Origin of the sequence: Actinomadura rudentiformis (genome assembly GCF_008923185.1) — a bacterium.
GTDB lineage: Bacteria > Actinomycetota > Actinomycetes > Streptosporangiales > Streptosporangiaceae > Spirillospora > Spirillospora rudentiformis.
Window position 1 is genome coordinate 150374 of sequence record NZ_WBMT01000018.1, and the last position, 21255, is coordinate 171628.

12 protein-coding genes are annotated in these 21255 nt (G+C 70.6%); 3 read left to right on the top strand and 9 right to left on the bottom strand.

The window, feature by feature from the left end:
• Positions 1-46 precede the first annotated feature (46 nt).
• From F8566_RS33795 to F8566_RS33820, 6 genes are read right to left on the bottom strand one after another with little or no spacing between them, the layout of a single operon-like run.
• Positions 47-1348 (bottom strand): MFS transporter, encoded by a 1302-nt coding sequence (locus F8566_RS33795; RefSeq protein ID WP_151565925.1) that lies wholly within the window; start codon positions 1346-1348, stop codon positions 47-49.
• A complete protein-coding gene (locus tag F8566_RS33800) occupies positions 1348-5310 on the bottom strand; it encodes a non-ribosomal peptide synthetase (protein WP_151565926.1) in 3963 nt (1320 codons plus the stop codon). The genes F8566_RS33795 and F8566_RS33800 overlap by 1 nt, the downstream gene beginning before the upstream one ends.
• Positions 5311-5319: 9 nt before the next feature.
• Positions 5320-8511 (bottom strand): non-ribosomal peptide synthetase, encoded by a 3192-nt coding sequence (locus F8566_RS33805; protein WP_151565927.1) that lies wholly within the window; start codon positions 8509-8511, stop codon positions 5320-5322.
• Positions 8512-8517: 6 nt separating this feature from the next.
• On the bottom strand, positions 8518-11730 hold the full coding sequence (locus tag F8566_RS33810) for a non-ribosomal peptide synthetase (RefSeq protein ID WP_192809994.1): 3213 nt from the start codon (positions 11728-11730) through the stop codon (positions 8518-8520).
• Positions 11727-12119, bottom strand: coding sequence for a phosphopantetheine-binding protein (locus F8566_RS33815; RefSeq protein ID WP_151565929.1), 393 nt, complete (start codon positions 12117-12119; stop codon positions 11727-11729). The genes F8566_RS33810 and F8566_RS33815 overlap by 4 nt, the downstream gene beginning before the upstream one ends.
• A 7-nt stretch (positions 12120-12126) precedes the next feature.
• Positions 12127-12327 carry an MbtH family protein gene (locus F8566_RS33820; RefSeq protein ID WP_151565930.1) on the bottom strand — a complete coding sequence of 67 codons (201 nt, stop codon included), beginning with the start codon at positions 12325-12327 and terminating at the stop codon, positions 12127-12129.
• Between the two features lie 152 nt (positions 12328-12479).
• On the opposite strand from F8566_RS33820, the gene F8566_RS33825 reads away from it, so the two are divergent.
• Both F8566_RS33825 and F8566_RS33830 read left to right on the top strand, forming a co-directional pair.
• Positions 12480-15569: a type I polyketide synthase gene (locus F8566_RS33825; RefSeq protein ID WP_151565931.1), complete on the top strand. Its 3090-nt coding sequence runs from the start codon at positions 12480-12482 to the stop codon at positions 15567-15569.
• Positions 15570-15571: 2 nt separating this feature from the next.
• Positions 15572-16357, top strand: coding sequence for a thioesterase II family protein (locus tag F8566_RS33830; RefSeq protein ID WP_225993740.1), 786 nt, complete (start codon positions 15572-15574; stop codon positions 16355-16357).
• Positions 16358-16457: 100 nt separating this feature from the next.
• Here F8566_RS33830 and F8566_RS33835 read toward each other — a convergent pair whose 3' ends face one another.
• Genes F8566_RS33835 through F8566_RS33845 form a run of 3 tightly spaced genes read right to left on the bottom strand, consistent with a single transcriptional unit; the run spans position 16458 to position 19267 of the window.
• On the bottom strand, positions 16458-17339 hold the full coding sequence (locus F8566_RS33835; protein WP_225993741.1) for an AfsR/SARP family transcriptional regulator: 882 nt from the start codon (positions 17337-17339) through the stop codon (positions 16458-16460).
• Positions 17336-18883 (bottom strand): long-chain-fatty-acid--CoA ligase, encoded by a 1548-nt coding sequence (locus F8566_RS33840; protein WP_151565932.1) that lies wholly within the window; start codon positions 18881-18883, stop codon positions 17336-17338. The genes F8566_RS33835 and F8566_RS33840 overlap by 4 nt, the downstream gene beginning before the upstream one ends.
• A 15-nt stretch (positions 18884-18898) precedes the next feature.
• Positions 18899-19267, bottom strand: a complete 369-nt coding sequence (locus tag F8566_RS33845; RefSeq protein ID WP_225993742.1) for an acyl carrier protein — start codon at positions 19265-19267, stop codon at positions 18899-18901.
• Positions 19268-19964: 697 nt separating this feature from the next.
• On the opposite strand from F8566_RS33845, the gene F8566_RS33850 reads away from it, so the two are divergent.
• A complete protein-coding gene (locus F8566_RS33850) occupies positions 19965-21029 on the top strand; it encodes a class I SAM-dependent methyltransferase (RefSeq protein ID WP_151565933.1) in 1065 nt (354 codons plus the stop codon).
• Positions 21030-21255 lie beyond the last annotated feature (226 nt).

A 21255-nucleotide genomic window follows, 5' to 3' on the forward strand; every position in this document is an offset into this window, starting at 1 on the left:
ACGCGAGCGGCTGTGGAATGCGTACGGCCCGGCGGTCCGGTGACGCTTATACGGCGCTCTCGCCCGGCGATCTCGCGAATTCGGTAGGCAGATCTCTGCTGCGCTTGATCGGGCCGATGAATATCCAGATGTCGGTGATGACATTCGCGCCGGCGAGGATGAACAGCGCTGTCCGGACGTCCAGGACGCTGCCCAGCACACCGCCGAGAAGACTGCCGATGGGCCAGATGCCGAAGAAGGTGAACCGCATGGTCATGGCGGCCCGGGCGCGCATTTCAGACGGGCAGTAGGCCTGCCGGAAAGCACCGCCCGTCACGTTTCTGACGACGATCCCCGTGGCCCACACCAGGGTCCCGGCGAGCGCCACCACCAGCAGCGGGCCGTGGCCGGCAAGCGGGAACAGCAGCAGGAAGCAGTCGGTCACCGGAGCCGTGAGCAGGGTCCTGGCGGTCCCCAGGCGGCCGGTGACCTTGGGCGCGAGGAAGGCGCCGAGGATTCCGCCGACACTGATCGTGATCGTGGTGGCGCCGACCGCCCAGGGGCTGAGCCCGGCGTCCCGGACCAGGAACACCACGACCAGTGCCTGGATCCCGGCCATGAGCAGGTTCGTGGAGGTGCTGCTCGCGGTGATGATCCTCAGATAGGGATCCCGCGCCACGAACCGGATCGCCGCCCCGATGTCGGCGCGGAATGTGGCCGGCGTCCGCTCCGTCCGGTCACCCGGGCCTCCGGACGGTTCTCGCGCGCGGATCGACCACAGGCAGACGGCGCTGACCACGAAGCTGAACGCATCGACGACCAGCCCGAGAACGGCCGAGAAGAGCTGGATGATCAGACCGCCGAGGCCGGGACCGGCGATGTTGGCCGCCTGCTCGCTGCCCATCAGGCGCGAGTTCGCGCCCATGAGCTCGTCCTTGCCGACCAGGAACGGCAGGTAGGCGTTGTACGCCGCGGTGAACAGGACGGTCGCGCACCCGGTCGCGAACGCGACCACCAGGAGGTACCCCATGGTCAGGGCGCCGAGCCAGGCCAGCACCGGGACGCTCACGATCAGGAGCGCCGAGGCGATCTCACAGCCGATCATCAGCGGCCGCCTGCTGCGGCGGTCCGCCCAGACCCCCGCCTGCAACCCGACCAGCAGCCACGGCAGCCAGATCATGGCGTTCAGCACACCCATCATCAGGGTGCTCGCGCCCAGCGTCTGCAGCGCGACCAGCGGCAGCGCGAAGGTCGTCACGGCGGTGCCCGTCTTGCTGACGGTCTCCGCCGCCCACAACAACCGGAAGTCCCGCCCCCGCAGCGCGCCGCCACCGGTGGCGGCCTCGGCGGGGGCGGTGCCCGTGGCCATCAGGCCACCATCCTGGCCGTGAGCAGCGCTCCGATCTCCGCCACCGGCCCCGGTTTCATCATCTCGAAGTGCTCGCAGCCGATGACGCGATGGTCGATGGTCCCGTTGACGTACGGCCGCCACAGCTGCGTCGCGTCAGTGTCGCCGAGGGGGGTGCCCGAGGCCTTGAGGAAGACCAGATCCCCGTGGAAGACCTCGTGCTCGTCGCCCTGGGCTATCCGGATGAGGTTCCCCGCCGCGTGCGGGAGCTCGGCCAGGATCTCCTCCCGAAGCCCGAAGCCCCTGGCGACCGCCTGCCTCATCCGCTGCCGCGATCGCGGATCGTCCATGGTCTCGACGTCCAGGCCGAGATCCTGGGCCATGGTCATCAGGATCGCCACCTCGACCTCGCCGCGCATGGCCGCGGGATCCATGTCCAGTAGCCAGGGATTGGTGGGGTAGGAGTCCAGGAGAGCCAGGAACTCCACCCGCTCGCCCTCGCGCTGGAGCCGGCCGGCGACGGCGTGCGCGATCGTCCCGCCCAGCGACCAGCCGAGGAGCCGGTACGGACCCGCCGGCTGGATCTCACGGATCCGGGCGGCGTAGCTCGAGGTGAGCTCCTCGAGGTCCCGAGGCCGAGCCGACTCACCGGACATCTCCAGCTGAAGGCCATAGATGGGGAGGTCGGCGGGCAGGTGCCGCTGCAGCCCGGAGTAACACCAGGCCACACCCGAGACCGGATGCACGCAGAACAGGGGAGGTTGCTCGCCGGACGTCCGGATCGGCACCACCGGGTCGATCCGGGCCTGCGCGGCGGGGTCCGCCGCGAGGGACTCGATGACCCCGGCCACGGTGGGCGCCTGGAGGAACAGCCGCACCGACAGGTCCGTTCCCAGCGCCGCCCGGATCCGGCTCACCAGCCGGGTGGCCAGGAGCGAATGCCCCCCGAGCGCGAAGAAGTTGTCGTCGACGCCCACCGCGTCCAGGTCGAGCACCTCGGCGAACAGGCAGCACAGTGCCTCCTCGCGGGCGGTACGGGCGGCGTGGTCGCCGGAGCCCGGTGCGGAGTAGTCGGGGTCGGGGAGGGCCCGGCGGTCGAGTTTGCCGTGGGGGGTCAGCGGCAGGGCGTCGAGGGTCACGAACGCCGAGGGGACCATGTACTCGGGAAGCCTGGCCATGGCGTGGCGACGCACTTCGCCGGTGCCAGTGCCGCTGCCGGCGTCGGCGGAGCCGTCGGCGGGCACCAGGTAGGCCACCAGCCTCTCCTCCCTGGCCACCACCGCGGCCTGGGCGACCAGCGGGCTTTCGGCCAGGACGGTGGCGATCTCGCGGGGCTCGATCCGGAACCCGCGTATCTTCACCTGGTCGTCGGCCCGGCCGAGGTATTCCAGGACGCCGTCGTGGGTCCAGCGCGCCAGGTCGCCGGTGCGGTACATCCGTTCGCCGGGAGCGCCGAACGTGTCGGCCACGAACCGTTCGGCGGTCAGCCCGGGACGACCCCAGTACCCCCGGGACACCTGCGCGCCCGCCAGGTACAGGGCGCCCGGCACCCCGGCCGGAACGGGCCGCAGCCACTCGTCCAGCACGTACACCCGGGTGCCCGGCAGCGGGCGGCCGATCACCGGCCGGTCACCGCTCACCCGGGCGGCCACCGAGTCCACCGTGCCCTCGGTCAGGCCGTAGAAGTTCCAGCCCGCCACGCCCTCAGCCTGGCCGACCCGCTCCCACAGCCCGGCCCCCGCCGCCTCGGCGCCCAGGATCAGCACCGCCGGCCCGCCCTGCTCCAGCAGCCCCTCTGTGATGAGCTGCTCGGCATAGGAGGGGGTGACCTCCAGTACGTCCACCCCGTGCTCGCGCACATATCCGACCAGCGCGCGGGGGTCGCGGCGGACGTCGTCGTCCAGCACGTGCAGCTCATGACCGGCCAGCAGCCACACCACCATGACCCACACGGCGTCGAACGACAGCGCGGTCACCAGGCCCGCCCGTAGCCGCCGCCCGGCCTCCCGTTCGGCCGGCTCGATCACCTCGCCGCGCAGGGACGCGTACAGGTTCGCCAGGCCCTCGTGGGTGGCGACCACGCCCTTGGGGCGGCCCGTCGACCCGGAGGTGTAGGTCAGGTGTGCCGGGTCCGACGGCGACAATGTCCTCCGGCGCTCGGCCGGGTCGACCGGGCCGTCCGCCAGCCCCGCCAGCTCGGCCTCCGCCGACGCCGAACCCAGCGGCAGTACCGGGACACCGGGACCCGCCGCCTCCGCCGCGAGCCCGGCCGTCGTGATCACCGCGCGCGGTGCCACGTCCGCCAGCATGAACCGCACCCGGTCCGCCGGATAGGACAGGTCCACCGGCACGTACATCGCCCCGGCGGCCAGCACCCCCAGCATCGCCGCCATCGAGTCCGCCGACCGCGGCAACGCCACCACCACCGGGTCCCCGGGGCCGGCGCCCGCCGCGATCAACCATCGGGCCAGCCGGTTCACCCGTCGGGCCAGCTCGCCGAACGACATCTCGGCGTCCCCGCACACCACGGCGGTCAGCCCCGGCTCTACCGCCGCCGCCCGTGCCGCGAAAAGCTCCGGGATCAGGTCGGGTCCGGCCGCCGCGGGCGCGCCTTGCCCTAGCTCCAGCAGCGTCCGCCGCTCTTCGGCGGTCAGCGTCTCCATCCGGCTCACCGCGACGTCCGGCGCCGCAACGGCGGCCTCCAGGATCCGCACCAGGCCTCCTACCAGCGCCTCGGCGGTCTCCCGATCGAACAGATCGAGGGCGTAGGTGACGTCGACGCCCATCCCGGCCGGCCCGCCATCGAGGCCGGAGTGCAGCGTAAGCGTGAAGAGGAGGTCGACCTTGGCGGTCGGTGTGCGCACCGGCTCCATCTCCGCGGACAGCCCCGGCAGCAGGTCCGTGGGCGGCGGCATGACCAGGACGTTCAGCATCACCTGGAAGAGGGGGTTGCGGGCCGGTGACCGCTCCGGGTTGAGGTGTTCGACCACCATCTCGAACGGCGCGTCCTGGTTGTCCATCACCGTCAGGGCCGTCTCGCGCACCCTGGCCAGCAGCTCGATGAAGGTGGGATCCCCGGACAGGTCCGTGCGCATGACCACCGTGTTGATGAAGAGCCCGACGAGATCGTGCAGCGCCTTGTCGGTGCGTCCGGCCAGCGGTGACCCGACCGGGATGTCCTTACCGGCGCCCCATCTGCTCAGCAACACGGCCAGCGCGGCGTGCAGCAGCATGAACACCGTCGCCCCGTTCGCCTGCGCCAGGTCGGCGAGACGGGCGTGCAGGGCCGCGTCCACCCTCAGCGAGACGGTGTCGCCGCTATTTCCGGCGAACGCGGGACGCGGCCGGTCGGTGGGCAGCGGCAGGCACTCCGGCGCGTCCTCCAGTTCCTTCGCCCAGAAGGCCAGCTGGCCCGCCAGGACGCTGCGGGGGTCATCGGCCTCCCCGAGCAGCTCGGACTGCCACAACGTGTAGTCCAGGTAGCGGACGGGGAGCGGCTCCCAGTCTGGCTCCCGCCCCTCGCATCGTGCCTGGTAGGCGAGTCCGAGGTCGCGCAGCAGCGGAGCCGTCGACCAGCCGTCCCCGGCGACGTGGTGCATCGTGATCATCAGTACGTGCTCGTCCGGGCCGACGACGAACAACGTCGCGCGCAGCGGCGGGCGCGGGGCGGCCAGATCGAAGACATGGCTCGCGGCCTCGTGCACCGCCGCCGGCAGGTCATCGGGATCGGGCTCGACGATCTCCAGCTCCAGGCGTGCCCGCTCCACCTCCAGGACCTGCTGGTACGGCTCTCCCTTGACGTCCGGGAACACCGTCCGCAAAGGCTCATGCCTGCGTACGACGTCGTTCAGCGCGGCGGCGAGCGCCTGGCGGTCGAGCGGCCCCCGCAGCCGCAGCGCTCCCGGGATGTTGTAGGTCGCGCTGGGACCCTCCAGCTTGTTCAGGTACCAGAGCCGTCGCTGCGCGAACGACAACGGGATCATCGTCTCTCCTCAGGTCATCGCCGGGTCGGTCATCGGGCGCAGCGCGGGCCGCGCGGGCCTGGCGGCGGCGAGCTCGGCGCTGAGCCCGGCCACGGTCGGCGCCTGGAACACCGCCCGGACCGAGAGCTCGGCGCCGAGGTCGCTCCGGATCTGGTTGACCAGCTTGGTGACCAGCAACGAGTGACCGCCGAGCGCGAAGAAGTCGTCGTCGATCCCGATCGGCTCGCGGCCGAGCAGCTCGGCGAACAGGCCGCACAACACCTCCTCCTGGTGGTCGCGCGGGCCCCGGCCGGTGGGGACGTGCGATGTGGCCGGGTCGGGGAGGGCGTCGCGGTCGAGCTTGCCGTTGGGCGTGAGCGGCAGAGCGTCGAGCGGCACGAACGCCGACGGGACCATGTAGTCGGGCAGCTCGGCCATCGCGTGCCGGCGCACCTCACCGGTGTCGGCGGTGCCGTCGGTGAGGACCAGGTAGGCCACCAGGGCGCCGTCGCGTACGGCCACCGCCGCCGTCCTGACCAGCGGGCTCTCGGCCAGGACCGCGGCGATCTCACCCGGCTCGATCCGGAACCCGCGCACCTTGACCTGGTCGTCGGCCCGGCCGAGGAACTCCAGCACGCCGCCGCGGGTCCAGCGGGCGAGGTCGCCGGTGCGGTTCATCCGTTCACCGGGAGCGCCGAACGGGTCGGCGACGAACCGTCCGGCGGTCAGGTCCGGGCGGTGCCAGTAGCCGCGCGTCACCTGTGCACCGGCCACGTACAGCGCGCCGGGGACGCCGAGAGGGACCGGGCGGAGCCACTCGTCCAGCACGTACACCCGGGTGCCGGGCAGCGGGCGTCCGAGGATCGGCCGGTCGCCGCGGATCCGGGCGATCACCGAGTCGACGGTGCATTCGGTGGGGCCGTAGATGTTCCAGGCCGTGAGGCCCTCGGTCCGGGCCACCCGTTCCCAGAGCCCGGCTCCCACCGCTTCACCGCCCAGGATCAGCACCGATGGCTGGTTCCGCTCGTCGAGGAGGCCCTCCTCGGTGAGTTGCTCGGCGAACGAGGGGGTCACGTCGACCACATCGATCTCGCGGCGGCGGACGTAGTCGATGAGCGCGCGTGCGTCGCGGCGGACGTCGTCGTCCAGTACGTGCAGTTCGTGACCCGCCAGCAGGCACAGGACCATGTCCCAGGAAGCGTCGAACGACAGCGCGCTCACCAGGGTCGCCTTGAACCGCGGTCCGGCCTGCCGGGCCGCGGGCTCGAATATCTCGCCGTTCAGGAACGCGTAGAGGTTCGCCAGATTCCGGTGAGTGGCGACCACGCCCTTGGGGCGGCCCGTCGAGCCGGAGGTGTAGATCATGTACGCCGGGTCCGACGGCGCCGGCCGGGCGCGGCGCTCGGCCGTGCCGACCGGGCCGTCCGGCCATCCCGCCGGCTCGGCTTCCGCGTCGGCCGAGCCGAGTGTCAGCTGCCGGACACCGGGGTCGGCCCGTTCCGCGAGCCCGGCCGTGGTGATCACCAGCATCGGCGCCGCGTCGGCCATCATGGCCCGCACCCGTTCCGGGGGAGAGGACGCGTCCACCGGCACGTACATCGCTCCGGCCGTCAGCACGGCCAGCAGCGCGACCACGGAGTCCGCCGATCGCGGCAACAGCACCGCCACCGGATCCCCGGGCCCGGCACCCGCCGCGACGAGCCGTCGAGCCAGCCGGTTCACCTGTCGGGCCAGCTCACCGAACGAGAGCTCGACGTCCCCGCACACCAGCGCGGTCGCCTCCGGCTCCGCCGCCGCTCGCGCGGCGAACAGCTCCGGCACCAGGTCGGATCCGGCCGTCGCCGGTTCGCCCTGCCCCAGGTCCAGCAGCGCCCGCCGTTCGTCGACCGTCAGCAGGTCCAGCCGGCCGACCGGGACGTCCGGAGCCGCCACGACCGCCGCCAGCACCTGTAGCAGCCCTCCGGCCAGCGCTTCGGCGCTCTCCTTGTCGAACAGGTCGAGCGCGTACTCAAGGTCGCCGGTCAGCCCGGCGGGCAGGCCGCCGGGGCCGTGCTCCTCGGTCAGCGTGAAGGAGAGGTCGACCTTGGCGGTCGGAGTGAGCACCGCCTCCATCTCCGCCTTCAGCCCGGGGATCACCTCAGCGTCGCGCGGCGCGTTCTGCAGCGTCAGCATGACCTGGAAGAGGGGGTTGCGGGCCGGTGACCGCTCGGGGTTGAGGTGTTCGACCACCATCTCGAACGGCGCGTCCTGGTTCTCCAGGGCCGCCAGCACCCGCTCGCGCACCCGGCCCAGCACGTCCGCGAAGGTCGGGTCGCCGGAGAGATCCGTGCGTACGACCACCGTGTTGATGAAGAATCCGACCAGATCGTTTAGAGCCTCGTCGGTGCGCCCGGCCAGCGGTGACCCGACCGGGATGTCCTGGCCGGCGCCCCACCTGCTCAGCAGCACGGCCAGCGCGGCGTGCAGCACCATGAACATCGTCGCCTCGTTCGCCCGCGCCAGGCCGTCGAGACGAGCGTGCAGGTCCGCGTCCACCCTCAGGGAGACGGTGTCGCCGCGGTACGTGGCGGCCGGGGGCCTGGGCCGGTCGGTGGGCAGGGCGAGGCACTCGGGCGCGCCTTCCAGTTCCCCGGTCCAGAACGCGAGCTGTTCGGCGAGCACGCTGCCGGGATCGTCGGCCCGGCCGAGGAACTCCGCCTGCCACAACGCGTAGTCCACGTAGTCGACGGGGAGCGGCTCCCAGTCCGGCTCCCGCCCCCCGGTTCGCGCCTGGTAGGCGCGCCCGACGTCGCGCAGCAGCGGAGCCGTCGACCAGCCGTCCCCGGCGATGTGATGGGCCACGAGCATCAGCACATGCTCGTCCGGGCCGGCGACGAGCAGCGTCGCGCGGAACGGCGGCCGGTCGGCGCCGAGGTCGAAGACGTGGTTCGCCGCCCGGTGCATGGCCTCCGTCAGGCCGCCGGGCCCGGGCTCACTGATCTCCAGACGCACGCCGGCCTGATCGACGCCCAGGACCTGCTGGTACGGCTCTCCCTCCACGGTCGGGAACACCGTGCGCAGTGGCTCGTGCCTACCGATGACGTCCGTGATGGCCGCCGCCATCGCCGTGCGGTCCAGGGGGCCCCGCAGCCGCAGCGCTCCCGCCATGTTGTAGGTCGTGCTGGGGCCTTCCAGCTTGTTCAGGAACCATAGCCGTCGCTGCGCGAAGGACAGCGGGATCATCGTGCCCTACCTTCCTGATTGAGGCCCGAGAGTCCTCGACGCGCGGCTCATCCGCCGCAGGGCGGGACGGGCGGGACGGGCGCCTGCGAGCGTGGCGCCGAGCTCGGCCACGGTCGGTGCCCGGAACACCGTCCGGACGGAGAGCTCGGCGCCGAGCTCGGTCCGGATCCGGTTGGTCAGGCGGGTGGCGAGCAGCGAGTGGCCGCCGAGTGCGAAGAAGTCGTCGTCGATCCCGATCGGCTCGCGGCCGAGCAGCTCCGCGTACAGGCCGCACAGCACCTCTTCCTGACGGGTACGCGGAGCCCGGCCGGCTGGGACTCGCGCGGCGCCGGGGTCGGGGAGCGCGTCGCGGTCGAGCTTGCCGTTGGGGGTGAGCGGCAGGGCGTCGAGCGGCACGAAAGCCGACGGGATCATGTGGTCGGGAAGCCTGGTCATGAGGTGCCGGCGTAGCTCGCCGGCATCGGCGTCGTGGGCGGCGTCGGCGTCGGCGAGCACCAGGTAGGCCACCAGGCCGTTCTTGCCGGGCAGCACCGCGGCTTGGCTGACCAGCGGGCTTTCGGTGAGGACGGCGGCTATCTCGCCGGGCTCGATCCGGAATCCGCGTATCTTCACCTGGTCGTCGGCCCGGCCGAGGAATTCCAGGACGCCGTCGCGGGTCCAGCGGGCAAGGTCGCCGGTGCGGTACATCCGTCCCCCTGCCGCCTGGAAGGGGTCGGCCACGAACCGCTCGGCGGTCAGGCCCGCCTTGCCCCAGTACCCGAGGGCCACCTGCGGTCCGGCCAGGTACAGCGCACCCGGGACCCCGGCCGGGACGGGGCGCAGCCACTCGTCCAGTACGTACGCCCGCGTGCCCGGCACGGGACGGCCGATCACCGGCCCGTCACCGTTCACGCGGGCGACCACCGAGTTCACCGTGCATTCGGTGGGACCGTAGAAGTTCCAGCCCATCAGGCCCTCGGTCCGGGCGACCCGTTCCCACAGCCCGGCATCCACCGCCTCACCACCCAGAACCAGCACGGACGGCCCGCCCTGCGCGAGGAGCCCCGCTTCGACGAGCTGCTCGGCATGGGAAGGCGTGACCTCGACGACGTCGATCCGGTGGTCGCGGACATGGCCGACCAGCGCGTGCGCGTCGCGGCGGACGTCGTCGTCCAGCACGTGCAGCTCGTGGCCGGCCAGCAGCCACAGCACCATGTCCCAGGAAGCGTCGAACGACAGCGCGGCGACCAGGCTCGCTCGCAGGCGCCGTCCGAACCGCCGCGCCGCCGGCTCGATCACCTCGCCGCACGCGAACGCGAACAGGTTCGCCAGGCCCTGGTGCGTGACCACCACGCCCTTCGGCCGGCCCGTCGAACCGGAGGTGTAGATCATGTACGCCGGGTCCGCCGGCGTGAGCCGGGCGCGGCGCTCCGCCGGGTCGACCGGCCCGTCCGTCGAGGCCCTCGGTTCGGCCGCGGCTTCGAGGGTGGCCTCGGGGGAGTCCAGCACCAACGGCCTCGCCCCGCCCGGCCACTCTGCCGACGCCGCCAGCTCCGCCGTCGTGACCACCACCTGCGGTGCCGAATCGGCCAGCATGAACCGCACCCGCTCCGGCGGATAGGACACGTCCACCGGTACGTACATCGCCCCGGCCGCGAGCACCCCCAGCATCGCCACCACCGAGTCCGCCGACCGTGGCAACAACACCGCCACCGGGTCGCCGACGCCCACGCCCGCGGCGATCAGCTGGCGGGCCGCCCGGTTCACCCGTCCGGCCAGCTCGCCGAACGACACCTCCACGTCGCCGTGGACCACGGCGGTCAGCCCCGGCTCCACCGTCGCCGCCCGTGCCGCGAACAGCTCCGGGACCAGGTCGGGTCCGGCCGTCGCGGGCTCGCCCTGCCCGAGCTCAAGCAGTGCCCGCCGTTCCTCGGCCGCCAGTACCGGGACCCGGCTCACCGGGACGTCCGGCGCCGTCGCCGCCGCCTCCAGAACTCTCACCAGACGTGCCGCCAGTTCGTCCGCGCGCTCCCGATCGAACAGGCCGAGCCGGTGCTCGACGTCCAGGTCGATCACGTCGCCCGATGCCTGCACGGCGATGCTCAGCGTGTAGTCGGTCCTGACGTCGGTCCGCACGTCGGACATCGGGAAACCGCCCGTCGTGCCGGCCCCGGGGAAGTTCTGGAACGACAGGTGGGCGTCGTACAGCTCCGGCCGTCCCGCCGCACGGCGGATGTCGACGAGGCCGAGATGGTGGTGGGGGATCAGCCGCGCCTGCTCGGCCTGGATCCGCGCCAGCATGGCGGCGACCGTCTCGGGCCGGGACAGGTCCTGGCGGACCCGGACCGGCACCGTGTTGAGGAACATCCCCGCCATGTTCTGGATGCCCGGCACCTCCGGAGAACGGCCGGTGACCGTTCCTCCGAACACCACGTCGCTCTGGCCGGTGGCGGTGCCCAGAGCGAGCCCCATCGCCGCTTGGAAGACGGTGTTCATCGTCAGGCCGCGGCCGCGCGTGAGGGCTTGCAGCTTCGTGACCAGGTCGGCGGGAAGCCTGACGCCGAACCGTTCGCTGCCGGCCAGCCATCGTTCGGGTCCGGACGGCGCCAGCATGGTCGGGCCCGCCAGGCCGGCGAGCGAGGTCCGCCACGCCTCCTCCGCCGCGGCGCGGTCCTGCTTCGCAAGCCAGCGGTAGTAGTCCTCCAAGGGCGGCGGCTCCGGCAGGCCGGAGGCGTCCCCGCCTTGTTCATAGAGCCGTGCCAGCTCACCCAACAGCAGCCAGGAGGACCAGCCGTCCAGAACGGCGTGATAGGTGCAGAGGATGAAGCGGTGCCTGTCCGGCGCCAGCCGCACGAGCACGAACCGGGTCAGGGGCGGCTTCGCGAGGTCGAAGCGCTCTGTCCGGGTCTCCCGTTCCAGTCGTTCCAGCCGCTCGGCGCGTTCGGGCTCGGGGAGCCCGGACAGATCGATCTGCCGCCAGAGCAGCGGCACCTCGCGGAGCACGACCTGGGCGATCTGGTTCTCGCGGTTCCGGCGGAAGCAGGCCCGCATGCACTGGTGTCTGGCCAGCAACCGCGCACAGGCGGACCGCAGCGCGGCGACGTCCAGCGGCCCGGACAGCAGGGCCGACAGGTACATGTTGTAGAGACCCGGGCCGTCCTCGTCGAACTCGGCGTGGAACAGCTGCCCTTCCTGCAGGGGAGTCAGCGGCAGGACGCACTCGATGTCGGCGCGGTTCATGTGATGATCTCCCATTCGCCTTCGCCTTCGTCGCCGCCGTCGGGGCGGCCGGCGCCGAGCCCCTCGAAATCGCCGAACTCGTCGTCCGCGAAGGTCATCAGCGGTGATTCCGCGGAGTCGCCACCGGTGCCACCCGTTCCGGCGGCGGTGGGGGTGGCGGCAAGATCGCCGATCACGGCGGCCAGCGACTCGGGGGTCTGGTGGTCGAAGAGGTCGCGCACGCTGAGCACGAGGCCCGCCTCGCGGGCGCGGGCCACGACCTGAACGGCCAGCACGCTGTCTCCGCCCACCTCGAAGAAGCCGTCTCGCGGACTGACCAGATCCAGGCCGACGACGTCGGCGATGATCCGGCACAGCCTCGTCTCAGCGGTGGCGATGATGTCGGTCATCGCGCGTTCACCTGGGGGACCGGTTTCTCGGCGTGATGTCCGTCCAGTTCGCCGCCACGTAGTCCAGGCACTCCTGCCGCCCGCCGCCGCCGAACACCACCTGCCAGCCGGACGGCACCTCGATCGCCTCCGGCCACAAGGAATGCTGCCCCTGGTGGTTGACCAGAACGAGATAGCTCGCTTCCTCGTTTTCAAAAGGATCAGCCACGACCGCGCTCCAGGGTGATTGTCTCCGTCTGCTCTTTCCGTCTTCGCGGAATCCTCGCAAAGGCTTCTGATCATTCACTGACGGCGTTCTGACATATCCGCGGTCAGCGTTGAAACAGCTGCGTATCAGGACCGGTTGGCATATTGGCCCGCATGACGATCGAAGCTGAGCTTGGCGCGGCACATGAGGTGATTCGTGAGTACGAGACGCGGCTCCAGCGGTTGCGCGAGCCCATCGCGATCGTGGGAATCGGCCTTCGCATGCCGGGAGGCAGTACGACGATCGGCGCCTTCGCCGAGTATCTCGGCTCGGGGAGGTCGGCGATCGCCTCGATTCCGCCGGACCGGTGGAACGCCGCCGAGTTCGCCGAGGCCAGCAGTGACGGCAAGGGCCGCATCAGCTCAGCCAGCGGTGGATTCCTGACAGGAATCGATCAGTTCGACGCCTCGTTCTTCAATATCTCCCCCAAAGAGGCCCGCTGTATCGACCCGCAGCAGCGCCTGGCCCTGGAAACGACCTGGGAGGCGCTGGAGAACGCCAATATCGACCCCACCGGGCTGAGACGTGGCAATGTCGGGGTCTATTTCGGTGCCAGTGCCGTGGACTTCGCGTGGGAGATCGGGGCACTCGCCGCCGAGAACATGGAGGGGTACCTCGCCGGCGGCCTGCTGAACGCGGCGGTGGCGGGACGGGTCTCCTATTTCCTGGGAGCGCGCGGACCGTGCATGTCCGTGGACACCGCGTGCTCGTCGTCGATGGTCGCGCTGCACCTCGCGGTCAACGGCCTGCGTGGCCAGGAGTGCGAGCTCGCGTTGTGCGGGGGCGTCGGCGTCATCCACCACCCGTACAGCAGCGTGCTGCTCACCGACATGCAGGCGCTCTCATCCGACGGGCGCTGCAAGACGTTCGACGAGTCCGCCGACGGCTACGGTCGCGCCGAAGGGTGCGCTGTGGTCGTGCTCAAGCGGCTCAGCGACGCTCAGCGGGACGGCGACACAGTGCTCGCGCTGGTGCGCGGCACCGCGGTGCGGCAGGACGGCGAGAGCGCCGGATTCACCGCCCCCAACGGCATCGCGCAGGAGGCGCTCATGCGCGCCGCACTCGACAACGCCGGGCTCGAGCCGGGCGACATCCAGTACGTGGAGGCCCATGGGACCGGCACGCCGCTCGGCGACCCGATCGAGATGGCCTCGATCGCCGAGGTGTTCGGGCCGTCGCACAGCGCGGAGGATCCGCTCCTGGTCGCCTCGCTCAAGACCAACATCGGGCACATGGAGGCCGCGGCCGGCATCGGAGGCGTGGTCAAAACGGTGCTGCAGATGCGGCACGGCACCGTGTTCCCGCACCTCAACCTGGAGAAGCCGTCCAGCCGCATCGCCTGGGAGACCTGGCCGGTCCGCGTCCCCACCCGATCGGAGCCGTGGCACGCCGGCGTCCGCCGGGGGCTGGTGAACTCGTTCGGGTTCACCGGAACGATCTCCTCGGCCGTCCTGGAAGAGGCGCCGAAGGGAGTGACACCGCAGACGCGGACACCAGAACCCGCCGGTGGTCATGTGCTGACCATCTCCGCCAAGTCGGCCCCGGCGCTCGCCGCGCAGATCCGGCGCTACCGGGAATGGCAGGCCGGCCGGCCCGCCCTCGACATCGCCGACCTGTGCCACACCGCCAACGTCGGCCGGGCCCATTTCCGCCATCGTGTGTCCGGCGTGGTGACCGACGGCGATGATCTGGCCGCCCGGCTCGAGGAACTGCTGGCCACCGTGGAACGCGGCGAGCTGCCGGGGTTCCAGTCCCGCAAGGTCGGATTCCTCTTCTCGGGCCTGAGTCCGCTGCGACCCGGCATCGGTGCCGGGCTGTACCGGCGGCACCCTGTGTTCGCCGCGGAACTGGACGCCTGCGACGAGGTCCTGACACCGATCGTCGGCCGTCCGGTCAAGGACATGGTGCTGGGAACCTGCGGGATGGAGGACGCCCAGGCGCTCGGCCTGGCCCAGTACGGGCAGCCCGTTCAGTTCGCGCTCCAGTACGCGCTGGCCCGCCTCTGGATGTCGTGGGGCATCAGGCCGACCTCGGCCGCGGGACACAGCATGGGGGAGGTCGCGGCAGGCGCGGTGGCCGGGCTCTTCAGCCTCGCGGACGCCGCCAGGCTCATCGCCCTCCGGGCGCGGCTGATGGACTCGGTGCGCACACCCGGCTGCATGGTCTCGGTCGGGGCCGACGCGGACGCCGTCGCCCCACTGCTGGCCGAGTATCCGGACGTCGCCGTCGCCGCCATCAACGCACCGCAACAGTGCGTCATCTCCGGCGGCAGCGCCTCCATCGAGGAGATCACCGCCGGACTGGCCGCTCAGGACATCGAATTCGCGCGTCTCACGGTGTCGCAGGCCTCGCACTCGCCCTTGATGGCCGAGGTGGCCGAGGAGCTGCGGGAGGCACTCGCCGGCGTCGAGTTCACCGAGCCCGCGATCACCCTCGTCTCGGCGGTGACCGGTCAGGCCGCCAGGCACAGCGACTTCTCCGCCGACTACTGGGCACGTCATATCGCCGAACCGGTGAACTTCGTGGCCGCGATGCAGGCGCTGGACCGGCGGGGCAAGCACCTCTTCATCGAGATCGGCCCGTCCGCGACGCTGACGTCGCTGGGCAGGCGCTGCGTCCCGACCGGACGGCACGTCTGGCTGGCCAGCATGCACTCCTCCGACCAGGAGGGAGCGGTGCTCCTTGAGTCGGTCGCGAAGGCCTACGCGGCCGGTCAGCCGATCTCCTGGCGGGACTTCCACCGGGGACGCGGCGGGCGGCTGATCGAACTTCCGATGTACGCGTTCGATCGCAGGCCGTACCGGCTGCCGATCGACCCGGCGACGGCGGCACCGCCTGCCGGTCCCGCCGTGGGCAAGGGCCAGACCGCCGCGAACGACCAGGCGATCACGAATCCAGCGGACCAGGCAGGGGTGGCCGGAGCAGCCTTGCCGATCACGGCAGAGCACGGCGAACGCCACACGGCCACCACCGAGCTGATCCGGAAGGCGGTCGCCGCGGTGCTGGGGTTCGCTGACATCGCCGACGTCGGGGCCGACATCGAGTTCACCGATCTGGGGATGGACTCGCTCCTCGCGGTCAAGCTCCGCAAGGAGCTCAGCGCGGCGCTGTCGACCGCGTTCGCCACGCCAGAGATTTTCAACAACCCGACGCCCCGCGCGCTCGCCGCGTTCCTCGACGGGCATCTGGAGAAGGTGGGTTAGCGATGGACACGACCCAGAGTCCGGCACGTGCGGTGAGCCGCTGGTTCAGTCCCGCCGAGACGCCGGAGGACACCCGGATCCGCGTGTTCCTGATGCCTCATGCGGGCAGTGGAGCGGCCGCCTACCGGGGCTGGAGCCGCTTGCTGCCCGCGGAGATCGGCGCACAGGCGCTGACCCTCCCGGGACGGCAGAGCCGGCGCGCCGAGCCGCTGCCCGTGGAGTGGGAATCACTCCTCGATGACCTGCACCGCGCCGTGCTGGCGACATTGGACGATGAGCGCCCGTATGCGTTCTTCGGGCATTGCATCGGTGCCATGCTCGCCTACCGGCTGGCCGTCCGGCTCGAAGCCGATGGCGATCCGCCGCCGTCGCTGCTCGGCATGTCGGGCTGGTCGCCGAAGGGCTTCTTCCGTGCGCCCGCCGGCCACGAAAAGCTCTCGATGGACGAGTTCGGCGGACTGTTCAAGGACCTCGGCGCCTTCCCGGAGGAGCTGTGGAGCGATCCCGACATGCTGGATCTGGTGATGCCGCCAGTGATCGCGGACTTCCGGATCGCGGTGCAGTACGAGGACGACGATGCCGTGGTGGAATGCCCACTGGTGTCCTACGCCGGGCAGTCGGACCCGCTGCTGGTCGAGCCGGACGCGATGACGGCCTGGGCCGGGCGCAGCCGCCGGTATCTAGGGCACCAGGAGTATCCCGGAGGGCACTTCTACGTCGGCGAGCACGCGGCGGCCGTCATGTCGGACTTCAGCCGGCGGCTGATGCGGGTCACCGAGGACCGCTAGGCGCACCCGGTCGTGATCTGGCCGGCCTCGGTCATGATCTGGCCGGCACGGGGGAGAGGGGGAGCCGATCATGACCGGGGTGCGGCCGGGCACGGCTGCGTCAGGCGCGCAGCACCGCATGATCGGCGCCGAGGCGAAGCGCCGGATGATGGTTGAGGATGGCGTTGAAGAGATTGCGCAGCGTGATGGTCGGCTCGACGCCGAGCTCGTCGTCGAGCCGGTCACGCATCCGGAGATAGGAGCTCAAGGCGCGCGCCTGCTGTCCGGAGCGGTAGAGCGCGATCATCAGCTGCTCGCAGAAGCGTTCGTTCAGCGTCGGCGCCTCGACCAGCTCCGACAACATCGGGATGATGTCGGTGTGCCGCCCGCTCCGCAGTTCCAGGTCGAACAGCGTCTCCAGCGCCACCACCCGGGCGGTCTCGTAGCGTTGCGCCACCGTGCGGCACAACGATCCCTGAGCCACCAGACCGAAGGCCTTGCCGCGCCATAGTGACAGCGCATCTCGTAGGGCGTCGGCCGCCGTCACCGGATCGGTGGCGCCGAGCAGCCGGGCAGTGTCGAATTTGCGCATGAACACTTTGGCGTCCACCGTGTCTTCGGCCGTCTGCAGGCAATATCCGGAGTGCTCGACTATGAGCCCGGTGGACCGGTCGTCGGCAACGGCATCTATCCGCCGGCGCAGCCTGCTGATATGTGCCTGCAGCGCGTTCTCCCAATGTGGAGGGGGTGAGTCCCCCCACAACTCCGCGACCAGCGCGTCCACCGACACCGGGACTCCCTCGGCGGCCAGCAGCGTCGCGAGCAGCGCCCGTTGAAGCGTCCCGGATATATTGACAGGACGATTGGCCGACCGGCATTCCAGTGGCCCGAGGACGAAGAATTCAGTCATGTGAAGCTCCCCCTTTGCTGATTTCTCAGCGAACTCCCGATCTAGGCAATGGCCCATGATGGAGGCACCCGATTCGGTGCGGCTGGAATTCATCGCGCTTCCGCGCGCAGCACCCGGCGCAGGATCTTGCCGGTCGGATTGCGGGGCAGGCTGTCCACGAAGTCGTAGCGGGTGGGAATCTTGAAATCGGCGATCCTGCCACGCAGGAAGACCATGAGTTCGCGTGCGGTGGCCCGCTGGTCCCGGTGGAACACGACCACGGCCTTGACCGCCTGCCCCCATCGCTGGTCGGGCACGCCCACCACCGCGGAGTCCGCTACCGCCGGGTGCTCGGCCAGCGCCGCCTCGACCTCCGCCGGATAGATGTTCTGGCCGGCGACGATGATGGCGTCGTCCAGCCGGTCGAGGACGAACAGGTAGCCGTCGTCGTCCAGGAATCCGGCGTCCGGCATGCACAGCCAGCCGTCCACCAGCGCCTTCCCGGTCGCCTCCGGCTGGTGCCAGTACTCGATGAAGTTGGCGGGCGTCCTGGCATAGATCTGGCCCACCTGACCGGCAGGCAGAGCGTCTCCGCCGGAGTTAACGATCTTCACCTCGTTGCCCGGGCAGGGCAGGCCGACCGAGCCCAGCTTCGGATTGCCCGGCCGGTGCTCCGCCGGAGACAGGCACGTCACCACGTTGCCCGACTCCGCCGCCGCGTACATCTGCGCGAGGTCGCAGTCCAGCTGCTCCATGCACTGGCGCAGCAGCGCCGGCGCGATCGCCGACCCCCCGTAGATCACCTTGCGCAGGGACGTGAACGCCTGCCGCGACGCGCCGGGCTCCGCCAGCACCATGCGCAGCATCGCCGGAGCCGCCTGCATGATCGTCACCTCGTCGTCGCGGATGCGCTTCACCGCTTCCTCGGGGACGAACATCCTCATGACCACGTTCGTGCATCCGGCCGCGAACCCGTTCATGAACCAGCCCATGCCCGCCGAGTGCAGGCTGGAGAAGCAGCTCATGGAGCGGTCCTCGATGCGCCAGTCGAACCAGTCAAGGCTCGCCCGGCCCATGTGCTCGATCAAGGTGAAGTACGTGCGGTGTGCGAGCACCACGCCCTTGGGCAGGCCGGTCGTGCCGCTGGTGTACATCTGTACGACGGCGTCGTCGCGCCCGGTGCCGGGGTCGAGATCGGCGTCGGGATGGCCGGCCCGCCAGCGCAGGAAGCCGTCCGCCAGAGAGCCGGGCGTGTCCATCTCGATCACCCTGCCCAGCGACGGCAGGACCGGCCGCAGCCGGTCGGCGACCGGCCGGAACTCGCGCTCGACGAACAACAGTTCGGCGCCCGAGTCTCGCAGCACGTGATCGACCTCGCGCGAGGTCAGCCGCCAGTTGATCGGCACGAGCACGGTGCCGCTCTTGGCACAGCCGAGCGCGATCTCGAAGTAGTGCTCTGACTCGCGGCCGATGTAGGCGACCCGCGCTCCCCGGCGCAACCCCTCGGCGAGCAGCGCGTGCGCGGTCTGGTTGCTGCGACGGTGCAGCTCCGCATAGGTCACCTCACGGCCTTCGCATACGACGGCCAGGTGATCGGGGCGCCGCCGTGCATGCTCGGCGGACCGGGCGGTAAGCGTCTGCGGATTCGGGTTGTTCACGGCCTGGCCTCCCTTTCATCTGCTCGCTGGGCGAACGCGCAGGTCGGCCGATCGGCTGGTGGCCTCTCGGCCCTGGAAGAGGTCTGCCAGGACCTCGTCGGCCAAATAGGCCAGGAGGCGTTCCATGGTCGGGCTGTTGAAAAGCACGTTCGTGCTCACCCTGCGGCCGAGCTGCGTTTCGAGCCGTTCCTTGATCTCGGTGAGTCCCAGCGAGGTGAAGCCGAGCTCGAAGTAACTCATATCGAACGGCAGATCCTCGTCATCCGTCATCATCAGGGTCGTCCTGAACTCCGTGACGACAAGTTCTTCGAGTTCCTCACGCCGCTCGGACAAGGGCAGCTCATGCAGCCGCTCGATCGCCAGCATATTCTCTACCAGTTTCATTTCTCGCACGCCTCGAACCCGCGGCAGCGAGCTAAAATTACTGCCGCATGTGCATATGCCGGGGTTCTTGACCGGGCGGCTATTTACCGATCCGGTATTGCTTTCTCACTTTCTACAGGGAACCTAACCCGAGTTGCTGACGTCGAACTGACGCCGCATTGAGCTCACTTCCCACATGTGCGGTACCTGGAGGTCGGCCGATCATGATTGTCTGTGCCGGCGGTAAGTGATTTCCAGCGCAGTAAAAGCGCCTTTCCGTCTTGTCCGCAACGGCGCTGGAGCGCCCGGCGCGACCGCTGCCGCGCGGGCAAGGCGATGGATGCCCATGTTGTCGGTGACGGGCGCCGTCCCTGCCCGGTTCGGTTCCGGCACTCACTGACCGGTTACGGTCGCTGATCCCATGTACGGCCTCAGGCCGGGTTAATGCCCCGGCCGCTGTCTTCGCCCGTCGGCGTCCCCTGCTGTCGGCGATCACGGAGTAGATTCGCGCGACCGTGCAGGTGCGGATGACATGACTTCGAACGCCCGGTGGGAACACGCGTCAGGGGCTGTGGCTCCACGCAGAACTCCGGTGATCTACAGCGCGGGCGTTCTGCTCGACGGTGAACGGCTGATCCCGCTGTGAGCGCCGTGTGAGCCGGAGGTGAGGCGTCGCCTGAAGGATTCGGGGGTACCTGGAGAACACGGGGGAGGATCAATGACGACAGAAGAGCTCACCGAGCGGCTGCTGGAAGACTCGGTGACGGCGATGGAGATGCTCAGCGTCGCCCTGGGCATTCGCTTGGGGCTGTACAAGGCGCTGGCCGGCGAAGCCGCCGACGCCCGCGCCCTGGCCAAGGCCACCGGCGTTCACCCGCGCTATGCCCGGGAGTGGCTCGAACAGCAAGGCGCAAGCGGCCTGCTCACCGTGGCCGCCGATGACGAGGACCCGTACGCGCGTGTCTTCTCGTTGCCCGCGGACGTCGCCGAGGCGCTGCTGAACGGCGACAGCCCGTTCTTCGTCGGGCCGCTGCCGGGCTTCGTGGCGTCCATCGCCGAGGTGCTGCCGCAGGTGGCGGACGCGTTCGGCTCCGGCGGCGGAGTTCCCTACGCCGCCTACGGTGAGGACACGCGGCACGGGATCGGCGCGCTCAACCGGCCCGCCTTCCGCGCCGGGGTGGCGGACTGGATCGCGGGGATGCCCGACATCGCGGCCCGGCTGGACGGCGATGGCGCCCGGGTGCTCGACCTGGGCTGCGGTACCGGCTGGTCGTCCATCGCGCTGGCCGAGGCGTTCCCGGCTGTCAGTGTGCACGGCATCGACCTGGACGAGGCGTCGATCGCGGAGGCGTCCGGCCACGCCGCCGAGCAGGGGTTGGCCGACCGGGTGACGTTCGCGCTCGGGGACGCGGCCAAGCCGGGCGTAGGCGGACGGTACGACCTGGTGTGCGTGTTCGAGGCGCTGCACGACATGGCCGATCCGGTGGCCGCGTTGCGCTCGGCACGGGATCTGCTGACTCCCGGCGGGGCGGTCCTGATCGGCGATGAGAAGGTGGCCGAGCACTTCACCGCCCCGGGCGACCTGCTGGAGCGGATGAACTACGCGTTCAGCGTCCTGCACTGCCTGCCTGCCACGCGTGCCGAGGGCGCCGCGGTGGAGGCCGGTACCGTGCTACGGCCCGGCACCGTGCGGTCCTATGCCGACCAGTCAGGTTACGCGGGCTGTGCCGAGCTGCCGATCGACCACGACCTGTGGCGCTTCTACCGGCTCGATCCTGCCTGATCGGGTAGCCCCCTGGACCTGTTGGTGGTCCTGTGTGGCCTCGTCGATGGCGGTGAGGGCGAGCCCGGCCAGTTCGTCGAGCGATCGCCCGGCGCCGCGTTCCCGGGCCCGGGTGAGCGCCCTGACCAGCCGGATCGACACGGTATGGATCGGCACGGTACGGATCGCCGGCGAAAGGCGCCACCAGCAACGTCATCCGCCACCATCCAGGAATCGGCGGGCGCGT